Annotated in this window: 11 protein-coding genes; 7 read left to right on the plus strand and 4 right to left on the minus strand. The window is 72.1% G+C overall.

All coding sequences use genetic code 11. The features are described from left to right. Window positions 1–4: 4 nt before the first annotated feature. Window positions 5–835, minus strand: a complete 831-nt coding sequence (gene proC / locus DEJ33_RS06325) for a pyrroline-5-carboxylate reductase (RefSeq protein WP_111079605.1) — start codon at window positions 833–835, stop codon at window positions 5–7. Between the two features lie 75 nt (window positions 836–910). Between proC and DEJ33_RS06330 the strand changes: the two genes are divergently transcribed. Beyond that, window positions 911–1,867 carry a cation diffusion facilitator family transporter gene (locus DEJ33_RS06330; protein WP_111079604.1) on the plus strand — a complete coding sequence of 319 codons (957 nt, stop codon included), beginning with the start codon at window positions 911–913 and terminating at the stop codon, window positions 1,865–1,867. Window positions 1,868–1,886: 19 nt separating this feature from the next. Here DEJ33_RS06330 and DEJ33_RS06335 read toward each other — a convergent pair whose 3' ends face one another. After that, window positions 1,887–2,318 (minus strand): nucleoside deaminase, encoded by a 432-nt coding sequence (locus DEJ33_RS06335; RefSeq protein ID WP_110902758.1) that lies wholly within the window; start codon window positions 2,316–2,318, stop codon window positions 1,887–1,889. Between the two features lie 102 nt (window positions 2,319–2,420). Here DEJ33_RS06335 and upp point away from each other — a divergent pair, with 102 nt between their 5' ends. The 6 genes from upp to DEJ33_RS06365 all read left to right on the plus strand — a co-directional run bounded on the left by upp (window position 2,421) and on the right by DEJ33_RS06365 (window position 8,631). Continuing rightward, the gene (gene upp, locus DEJ33_RS06340) at window positions 2,421–3,056 is read left to right on the plus strand and encodes a uracil phosphoribosyltransferase (RefSeq protein ID WP_110902600.1); all 636 of its coding nucleotides are present in this window, start codon (window positions 2,421–2,423) and stop codon (window positions 3,054–3,056) included. A gap of 513 nt (window positions 3,057–3,569) precedes the next feature. Beyond that, complete coding sequence (locus DEJ33_RS06345) at window positions 3,570–4,367, plus strand: winged helix-turn-helix domain-containing protein (protein WP_111079603.1); 798 nt, start codon at window positions 3,570–3,572, stop codon at window positions 4,365–4,367. Between the two features lie 247 nt (window positions 4,368–4,614). Continuing rightward, window positions 4,615–5,103 carry a MarR family winged helix-turn-helix transcriptional regulator gene (locus DEJ33_RS06350; protein ID WP_258374626.1) on the plus strand — a complete coding sequence of 163 codons (489 nt, stop codon included), beginning with the start codon at window positions 4,615–4,617 and terminating at the stop codon, window positions 5,101–5,103. Further along, window positions 5,100–6,449, plus strand: coding sequence for a deoxyribodipyrimidine photo-lyase (locus DEJ33_RS06355; RefSeq protein ID WP_111079602.1), 1,350 nt, complete (start codon window positions 5,100–5,102; stop codon window positions 6,447–6,449). Before DEJ33_RS06350 ends, DEJ33_RS06355 begins: the two co-directional genes overlap by 4 nt. Beyond that, window positions 6,446–7,933, plus strand: a complete 1,488-nt coding sequence (locus DEJ33_RS06360) for a serine hydrolase (protein WP_181436642.1) — start codon at window positions 6,446–6,448, stop codon at window positions 7,931–7,933. The genes DEJ33_RS06355 and DEJ33_RS06360 overlap by 4 nt, the downstream gene beginning before the upstream one ends. 122 nt (window positions 7,934–8,055) lie before the next feature. Beyond that, entirely contained in the window at window positions 8,056–8,631 is a 576-nt protein-coding gene (locus tag DEJ33_RS06365; protein ID WP_111079600.1) for a TetR/AcrR family transcriptional regulator, read from the plus strand. A gap of 109 nt (window positions 8,632–8,740) precedes the next feature. Here the strand turns inward: DEJ33_RS06365 and DEJ33_RS06370 are convergent, their stop codons facing one another. Together DEJ33_RS06370 and DEJ33_RS06375 are read right to left on the minus strand one after the other, a co-directional pair. Further along, window positions 8,741–9,355 carry a superoxide dismutase gene (locus tag DEJ33_RS06370; protein WP_111079598.1) on the minus strand — a complete coding sequence of 205 codons (615 nt, stop codon included), beginning with the start codon at window positions 9,353–9,355 and terminating at the stop codon, window positions 8,741–8,743. A 45-nt stretch (window positions 9,356–9,400) separates the two neighbouring features. After that, window positions 9,401–9,907 carry a flavin reductase family protein gene (locus tag DEJ33_RS06375; protein WP_110902756.1) on the minus strand — a complete coding sequence of 169 codons (507 nt, stop codon included), beginning with the start codon at window positions 9,905–9,907 and terminating at the stop codon, window positions 9,401–9,403. Between the last annotated feature and the right edge of the window lie 28 nt (window positions 9,908–9,935).

Raw genomic sequence — 9,935 nt, forward strand, 5'->3', positions numbered from 1 at the left:
GCCGTCAGAGCCGGGACAGTTCCTCTGCCCGGGCGACGGCCGCGCGGGCAGCGTGCTCGAGCGTCCCGGCCAGGTCTGCGTCCTGCAGCACGGCGATCGCCCGCTCCGTGGTGCCCTTCGGGCTCGTCACCGCCCGGCGCAGGTCCGCCGGCTCGCTGCCGGAGCGGGCGAGGAGCTCGACGGCTCCCCGGACGGTGCCCTGCACCATGGTGCGCGCCTGCTCGTGGGTGAACCCGAGCGCCTCGGCGGCCTGCTGCCACTGCTCGACGAGCAGGAAGACGTAGGCGGGTCCGGAGCCGGACACCGCGGACAGCGCATCCAGCTGCGCCTCGGGGACCTCGATGACCTCGCCCGAGACGGCGAACACGTGCGCGGCCAGCGCCGTCGCGGCCACGTCCGCCGACGCTCCGGCGCTGATGCCGGTCACCCCGAGGCCGACGCCGATCGGGGTGTTCGGCAGCGCGCGCACCACCCGGACACCGGCGGGCACGTGGGCCTCCATCGTGGTGGTGGTCACGCCGACGGCGACGCTGACGACGACCGCGTCGGGCGCCAGGTCCGCTGCGACCTCGTCGAGCAGGTCCACGATGCCGAAGGGCTTCACCCCGAGCACGACGAGTCCGGCGCCGCGGACCGCCGCCCGGTTGGCGTCGGGTTCGGTCTCGGTCGCGGTGGCGTCGAGCCCGGCGGCACGGTGTGCGGCGGCCGAGGACTCCGAGCGGGTGGTCACCACGACGGTGTCGGGCGCCACGCCGGCGGCCAGGAGGCCCTGCAGGACCGCGCCGGACATGGAACCGACGCCGAGCATGGCGACGCGGGGCAGTTCGATGGTCATGGTCCCCAACCTAGCGAGGACCGGCAGCCTAGGATCGTGGTCCAGGTCGGGTGAGAGAAGGGGTCGGACAGCCACATGAGCGCTTCCGGAGGGACGAAGGCGATCTTCGCCGCACTCGGTGCGAACATCGGGATCGCGATCGTGAAGTTCATCGCCGCGGCGATCAGTGGATCCGCGTCGATGCTCGCGGAAGGGGTGCACTCCCTCGCGGACTCCGCGAACCAGCTGCTCCTGCTGCTCGGCGGCCGGAAGGCGAAGAAGGCCGCGGACGAGGAGCACCCGTTCGGCCACGGCCGTGAGCGCTACGTGTACGCCTTCGTCGTCTCGATCGTGCTGTTCTCGGTGGGCGGGGTGTTCTCGCTCTACGAGGGCATCGAGAAGTTCGCCCACCCGCACCCGCTCGAGAACTGGTGGCTGCCGATGGTGGTGCTCGTCATCGCGATCGGGCTCGAGGGCTTCTCGCTCCGGACCGCCCTCAAGGAAGCCGCACCGCACAAGGGCGGACAGTCCTGGATCCAGTTCGTCCGCCGCGCCAAGGCCCCGGAACTGCCGGTCGTCATGCTCGAGGACACCGCGGCCCTGATCGGCCTGGTCTTCGCGCTGTTCGGCGTCGGTCTGACGGCGATCACCGGCAACGGGGTGTTCGACGCGATCGGCACGGTCCTCATCGCCGTGCTGCTCATCGCCGTGGCGCTCGTGCTCGGCGTCGAGACGAAGAGCCTGCTGGTCGGCGAGGGTGCCGGTCCCGGCGACGTCGCCCGCATCAAGCAGGCCGTGCTCGACGGCCCGGAGGTCGACTCGATCATCCACCTCAAGACCCTCTACCTCGGGCCGGAGGAGCTGATGGTCGGCGTGAAGGTCGCCGTCGACGGGGACCGCCGTCTCGGTGACGTCGCCGCCGGCATCGACACGGTGGAGCAGCGGGTCCGTGCAGCCGTCCCGATCGCCCGGGTGATCTACATCGAGCCGGACGTCCGCCGAGACGGCCCGCACCCGTCGACCGAGGCGATCGTCCTGCGCGCAGCCGACTGACGGCGCGACACGGCCGGGCTCAGCGTCGCTCGGCGAAGAACGCGTCGAGCACCGCGGCGCACTCGTCCTCGAGCACGCCCGCGACCACCTCGGCCCGGTGCGGCAGCCGACGGTCCCGCGCGATGTCGTAGACGCTGCCGCTCGCGCCGGCCTTCGGGTCCCAGGCGCCGAAGACGATCCGGGGCACCCGCGCCGCGAGGGCCGCGCCCGCGCACATCGGGCACGGCTCGAGCGTCACGACGAGGGTGTGCCCGGCCAGGTGCCAGTCACCGGTGACCGCCGCGGCGGCGCGGAGCGCGAGGACCTCGGCGTGCGCGGTCGGGTCCTGGCGGGCCTCCCGCTCGTTCCGTCCGACCGCGACCACCGCACCGTCGGCGTCGAGGACGACGGCACCGACCGGGACGTCGTCGGTCGTGAGACAGGCGCGGGCCTCGTCCAGTGCACGTTCCATCGCGGGGACGAAGGGCCGGTGCGCCGGGTGCTCCACGGGTGCTCCGATCGTCCGGTGGGACCGCGACCGCCGGGAGTGGTGCGGCACGGTACGCTCGACCCTATGCGAGTCCACGTCGCCGACCACCCGCTCATCACCCACAAGCTCTCGGTGCTCCGCGACCGGACCACTCCCTCCCCCACCTTCCGGGCCCTGACGGAGGAGCTCGTCACGCTCCTGGCGTACGAGGCCACGCGCAACGTCCGGGTGACGGCCACGCCGATCACCACCCCGGTCGCGCAGACGATGGGCGTCGCGATCGCGAAGCCGCGTCCGCTCGTCGTCCCGATCCTCCGCGCCGGCCTCGGCATGCTCGAGGGCATGGTCAAGCTCGTCCCCACGGCCGAGGTCGGGTTCCTCGGCATGGCCCGGAACGAGGTCACCTTCGAGCCGCAGACGTACGCCGAGCGCCTGCCCGACGACCTGTCGAACCGGCAGTGCTTCGTGCTCGACCCGATGCTCGCGACCGGTGGGACACTCGCCGCGGCGATCGACTTCCTGTTCGAACGCGGTGCCGTCGACGTGACCTGCGTCTGCATCCTCGGCGCGCCCGAGGGCCTCGCCGCGCTCGAGAAGGCCGTCGGCGACCGTGACGTGACCATCGTCCTGGGTGCGCTCGACGAGCGTCTCGACGAGAACGGCTACATCGTGCCCGGTCTCGGCGACGCCGGCGACCGCCTCTACGGCCTGGCCGAGTAGCCACCGCACTCCATTGACGGGAGGCCCCCCACCGGACCGGTGGGGGGCCTCCCGTCCGTCGTCTCCGCGACTGTCCGCAATCGTCACCGTCCGCGCGGACGGTTGACACGGCGTTGGTATACCGCCGATACTCATGCCATGACTGCAACCGTGTCCACTCGCGCCCTCCACGAGGCCTCGGGGACCGTCGGCATCATGATGCCGACCACGGCGGTCATGCGTTGTCGAATGTGTGCCTGATCGGTACCCGTTCCAGCCGGATCCCCCGCGACACCACCCCCGTCGCGCGCGCGTGATCCCCCGGTGACGACCCCGTCGACGACGCGCACCACCGTCACGAGGTCGGACCCCGCTCCCCCGGAACCGCCCCGGTCCTCACGGACCGCAGGGCCACTCGGTGAACGCTGCTGCAGCGACCGCCGTCGTGGCCACGGCTGATCCGGGCCGACGCATTCGACACCGGCCGAAGCACCACCACACCGCTCGGCCCCTGCACCACCCGGAGACCGCACCATGTCGCTCACCATCGCCCAGCCCCGCACCACCCCCGATCTCCACAGCGCCGCGTCGACCACGACCGACCTCGGCAGCGTCACCCCGATCCGCGGCCGTCGCCCCGCGGCCCTGCCGGCGCAGCCTGCCCGTCCGGTCACCGACCGCGCCACCGTCCCGACCAGCCCGGTCGTGGCCCCGGCCCGCAACCGTGCGCTGCCGGAGGGCACGGAGGCCCGCGGGTTCGCCCTCTACGTCGGACTCGACGAGGCCGCGGCCGCTGCCGCCGGCACGACCCTGGCCGCCGTCGTCGAGCAGCTGAAGGCGTTGACCGCCCAGCTCGTCCCGACCGCCGAGACGTACGCGGCGGTCGCCGTCGCTGCCGAGGGGTCCGGCGGGCGTGACGTCGACGTGGTCCGCCTGGCCCTGCAGGACCGTTCGGCGGTCGCGGCGCGCAAGCAGACCGAGAAGCCCGAGCCGGAGGAGACCGGGGTCGTCATCGACATCTCCCGGAAGCGCGTCGTCCTCGACGGCGAAGCGGCTCCGCTCACCTTCAAGGAGTTCGAGCTGCTGCAGTTCCTGGTCCTCCGTGAGGGCCGCACGGTGGACCGCTCGGCCATCATCGAGGGCCTGTGGTCCGACGGCGAGGACGAGGCCCCGAACGAGCGCACCATCGACGTGCACGTCCGGCGCCTCCGGTCGAAGCTCGGCGCCTTCGAGGAGATCGTCCGCACGGTCCGCGGTGTCGGGTACCGGTTCGACCGCCACGCCGACGTCTCGGTCCGCTACGCCTCCACCCCCTCTCCCGACCTCTTCTGAACCTGCTCTCGTGCGCCGATCGGACAACTCGCAGGATTCGTCGGCGAGGCGCCCTTCCCCGGCGTTACCGCACCGTTATACAGTCGGTCGTGCAGACGGTGTTTGCTGTGGCACCGGCTGTGGAATGTGATTGCAGGAATCTCTTGGTGCAAGGGAGCGGGCCGGTCGTCCACCAGGACGGCCGGCCCGCGTTCTGTGTCCGACCCCGTCGGTAGGGTGGTGGTCCACCAGACGGAGGGAAAGACCCGTGAGCGATCACCGCACCGAGAAGGCCACAGCGGTCGCGGCATGGGAGTCGTTGTTCCGCGCCCAGGTCACCGTCATGCGGAACCTCAACACCGAGTTCCCGTCGGCCGAGATCTCGTTCAACGAGTACGACGTGTGCTTCAACCTGTCGACGCAGCCCGGCCGTCGCTGCCGGATGCGTGACCTGACCGGTCACCTCCTGCTCACGCAGCCGAGTGTCAGCCGGCTGGTCGACCGACTCGCCGCGAAGGGCATCGTCGAGAAGCAGCCGGACCCGACGGACGCCCGCGGGGTGATCGTCGCCCTCACGCCGCACGGGTTCGACGTGTACCGCGCGGTCGCGGTGCAGCACGCCTCCACCATCGCGGCGCAGGTCGGCGCCGGGCTCGACGACGCCGAGCTCCGGACGCTCACCGAGCTCTGCACGAAGCTCCGCGTGGGCGCAGCGGCGACCACGACGACCCGTCGCTCGGTCGGGAGCCCGGCATGAGCGGCTCCGTCGTCTGGCTGCGCGACGACCTGCGACTGGCGGACAACCCGGCGCTCCGCTCCGCCACCGACCGCGACGGACCGGTGACGGTCGTCTACGTGCTCGACGAGCAGAGCGACGGCATCCGCCCGTTCGGTGCCGCGGCACGGTGGTGGCTCCACCAGTCCCTGAGCGCGCTCGCTGCAGACCTCCGCGAGTACGGTTCGCGGCTCGTGCTCCGTCGCGGGCCGGCGGCCGAGGTCGTCCCCGCCCTCGTGACGGAGACCGGTGCGGACGCCGTGTTCTGGAACAGGCGGTACGGCCTGGTGGAGCGAGAGCTCGACGCCGGGATCAAGGCCGGCCTGATCGCCAGCGGTGTCGAAGCGCACAGCGCGGCGGCCAACCTGCTCTGGGAACCCTGGACGGTCCTCAGCGGCAAGGGTGAGCCGTTCAAGGTCTTCACGCCGTTCTGGCGTGCGGCACAGGCGATGCCCGAACCCCGGCACCCGTGGGCCGAACCGGACACCATCGCGGCGCCGCCGGACGTGGCGTCCGACGCCCTCGACGACTGGGCGCTGCTGCCGACGGCACCGGACTGGGCCGGCGGCATGCGGGACGCCTGGACCCCGGGCGAACACGGCGCGTCCGACCGGCTCGAGCGGTTCATCGACGAGGCCCTCGCCGACTACGACCAGCGGGACGAACCCGCGCAGGCCGCGACGAGCAGTCTGTCCCCGCACCTGCGCTGGGGCGAGATCAGCCCGTACCAGGTCTGGCACCGGATGCACGAGACGCTGGAGCCCGACCAGCGCCGGGCCGCACCCGCGTTCCTCCGGCAGCTCGCGTGGCGGGAGTTCAACTGGAACGAGTACTTCCACTGCGACGACATCGCGCGCACCAACGTCCGGCGGGAGTTCGACGCGTTCCCGTGGCGCGACGCCTCGCAGACAGAGCTCGACCGCTGGCGGCACGGCACCACGGGCTTCGACCTGGTCGACGCCGGCATGCGGGAGCTCTGGCACACCGGCGCCATGCACAACCGGGTCCGCCTGGCCACGGCGAGCTTCCTCGTGAAGAACATGCTCGTCGACTGGCGCACGGGCGAGCAGTGGTTCTGGGACACCCTCGTGGACGCCGACGCTGCCAACAACGCGGCGAACTGGCAGTGGGTCGCGGGCTCCGGCTTCGACGCCGCGCCGTACTTCCGCGTGTTCAACCCGGACCGGCAACTGGAGCGCTTCGACCCGCACCGGGAGTACGTCCGCCGATGGGTGCCGGCCGACGAGGAGCGCCCGGAGCCGATGGTCGACCTCAAGGCCACACGGCAGCGTGCCCTCGACGCCTACGCCGAGATGCGGCGCGCATGACCCGGCCGTCACCCGCGGTGATCGACGTGGTCGACGCGCTGCACCGGCAGCGCGTGGTGGACGGCATCGCACCGAGCAGCGCCTGGGGCGTGTTCGACCGGAACGGGCTCGTCGCCTCCGGTGGCGCCGGTGACCGCGGAGACGGCACGGCGCCGGACGCCGACACCGTGTACCGGATCGCGTCGTGCACGAAGAGCGTCACCGCGACGACGCTCCTCGGTCTCGTCGGGGAGCGGCTGCTCTCCCTCGACGACCCGGTCACCGACTTCGTGCCGGCGTTCCGCTCCGTCGTCCTGCCCACGGCGGACTCCCCCGTCCCCACGGTCCGGATGCTCCTGACGATGTCGGCGGGCTTCCCGACCGACGACCCGTGGGGTGACCGTCAGGAGAGCATCTCCGACGACGACCTCGACGACGTGCTGCGCGCCGGACTGCTGTTCGACTCGGTCCCGGGAACGCGCTTCGCCTACTCGAACCTCGGGTACGCGCTGCTCGGCCGGGTGGTCGCCGTCGTCGCCGGAGCACCGTTCACCGCCGTCGCCACCGAGCGGGTCCTCCGGCCCCTCGGACTCGACGACACCGTGTTCGCCGCACGGGACGCCCGGGGTCACGTGGTCACCGGGTACCGCCGGCACAGCTCGGAGTGGGAAGCCCTGACGACCCCGGGACCGGGAGCGTTCTCGCCCATCGGTGGGCTGTTCTCCACCGTCCGGGACCTCGCTCGGTGGGGTTCCTGGCTCGCCGCCGCGTTCGAGGGCACGGCGCCGCCGTTCCCGCGAGACCCCGCGGCAGCGGTCACGGCCACGGACGGCGACCTGGCCGGGCCGCTGGGGAGGGCCGAGCGCCGGGCGATGCAGCAGGCGATGCGGATGATCCCGGCCGAGGCCCTGCCCGGCTCGGCGCGGGCGACCGGGTACGGCTCCGGCCTGTTCGTCGAGCACGACCCCGTCGTCGGGTCGATCGTGTCGCACTCCGGCGGCTACCCGGGGTTCTCGGCACACATGCGGTGGTCGGTGTCGACCGGCATCGGTGTCGTCGCCTTCGAGAACGCCACCCAGGCGAAGGTGTCGGCAGCGGCCACCCAGGCGCACGACCTCGTCCTCGCGGACGTCCGGTCCGCCGAGGGTGCGGCCGCGACGCGGGTGCCGACGACCACGGTGTCCCCGGAGACGCGAGCGGCGCAGGGAGCCGTCCAGGGCCTCCTGGCCGACTGGGACGACGAGCGGGCCGCGTCGATCTGCACGCCGAACGTCCCGATGGACGTGCCGTGGGACCGCCGACGTGCGGCGCTGGCCACCGCGGTCGAGGCGGTCGGCGCCGACCTCGGCGCGACACCCGTCGCCGAGGAGTCGAGCACGCCGACGCACCTGCGGTGGTGGCTGCCCGGCGAGCGTGGTCGCCTGCGCGTCGAGATCCGGCTCGCGCCGCTCGCCGCGGGACTGGTGCAGACGCTGACCGTCCGGGCGGAGCCGACGCCCGCCTGACCTCGGGTCCTGGGGCGGGCCCGGAACCGGGACCACGGCGATCGGTGCCGTCCGGTAACATGACACATGTCCGCGCGGTTCCCGTTGCGGTCAGCCGTCCGTCCACCGCCCCGGAAGAGACCATGCCACGCAAACCGGACCCGACGCTCAAGCCCGCGATCGTCTGCAAGGTCACGGACCACCTCCAAAGCACCCGCATCGAGGACGTCTCCGTCCGCAGCCTCGGTCGGGTCCTCGGGACCAGCGCGTACCCGATCGTCTACCACTTCGGCTCCCGAGACGGCCTGATCGACGCCGTCGTCGAGCACCTGAGCGGCCCGGTCCTCGCGGTCTGCCTCGATCCCGCGTCGGACGAACGCGCCCTGGCCGAGTACGTCGTCCACGTGTTCGGCGCCCTGCACGTCAGGGAGCGCTTCCTGGCGGCACGCCTGACCTTCGAGCTCGGCGCGGTCGAGTACCTGTCGGGTCATGACCGGCACCGGCGCCTGCACCGGACGCACGTCGAGACGCTCACCGCGTGGTGCCGGGAGCACGGGGCATGCGACGACGAGGCGGTCCGGCTGGCCCGCGGTGCCGTCCTCGCTGCCCGGGGCGTGCAGTGGGGTGCGGTCCTCGACGGCGACGTCGATCACACGGACGACGCCCTCCGTGGGGTGGCTCGGCGGCTGGCGGCCGAGATCGGCGTCGGTGTGCGCTGACCCTCCGTCAGGACGTCCGGTGGCGACCACATGACGGGAGGCCCGGTACCAGCTGGTACCGGGCCTCCCGTCATCAGGTGGTCGCCTCAGCGACCCGCGTCGGGGACGCTCAGAGCGTGACGAAGCTCTGCGACTTGGCGTTCTCGAAGCGCGCGGCGACGTTCTCCCAGTCGACGATGTTCCACACGGCCTTGACGTAGTCCGCCTTGACGTTGAGGTAGTCGAGGTAGAAGGCGTGCTCCCACATGTCGAGCATGAAGATCGGGACGAGGCCGAAGGGGATGTTGCCCTGCTGGTCGAACAGCTGGAACGTGGCGAGCTTCTGGCCCACGACGTCCCAGGCGAGGACGGACCAGCCGGAGCCCTGGATGCCGTTCGCGACGGCGGCGAACTGGGCCTGGAACTTCTCGAACGAGCCGAAGAACTCGTCGATGGCGGCGGCGAGCTCGCCCTCCGGGACCTTGGTGTCCGGGCCGAGGTTGGTCCAGAAGATCGAGTGGTTGACGTGGCCACCGAGGTGGAACGCCAGGTCCTTCTCGAGCTTGTTGACCGCACCGAAGTTCCCGGACTCGCGGGCTTCGCCGAGCTGCTGCAGGGCGGTGTTCGCACCGGTGACGTAGGCCTGGTGGTGCTTGTCGTGGTGCAGCTGCATGATCTTGCCGCTGATGTGCGGCTCGAGGGCGGCGTAGTCGTACGGGAGCTCGGGCAGGGTGTACTCAGCCATGGGCGGTCCTTTCGATCGGTGGTGTGGGGTGCGGGGCTCCGCGGCTCACGAGAGCCGGGAACGATCGGTCAGGGAGTGGAATTCCCGGTTGTGGTAGACCAGCGGCTCACCGCGGTCGAGCCCGACGACGATGTCGAGCACCTCGGCGACGACGACGGTCGAGCCGCCGATCGGCGTGGTCGAGAGCGGCCGGCAGCGCAGTGCGCTGGCGGCGTCGGGCAGGTAGCGGTCCCCCGAGGGGAGCCTGCCCCAGATGGGGTCGTCGGCTGCCGGGCTGCCGGTGGAGGCGAAGCGCTTGGCGAGGGCGACACCGCGGGCGTCCATCAGGTGGACGACGAACAGCGGCGCGCCGAGCACGACCCCGGCGGACCCGGAGTTGGTCGAGAGCGAGAACACCAGGACGGGCGGGTCGACCGCGACCGAGGCGACGCTCGACGCGGTGAGACCGGTCGGTCCGTCGGGGCCCTCGGCGGTGATCACGGCGACTCCGGCCGGGTGGCCGCGGAAGGCGTCCTTGTACGCGGCGGTGATGTCGGCCGTGGTGGCGTCCACCTCGGGCGGGGCGGCGGGGGTGCCGGGC

The sequence above is a fragment of the Curtobacterium sp. MCPF17_047 genome (assembly GCF_003234045.1).
Lineage (GTDB): Bacteria > Actinomycetota > Actinomycetes > Actinomycetales > Microbacteriaceae > Curtobacterium.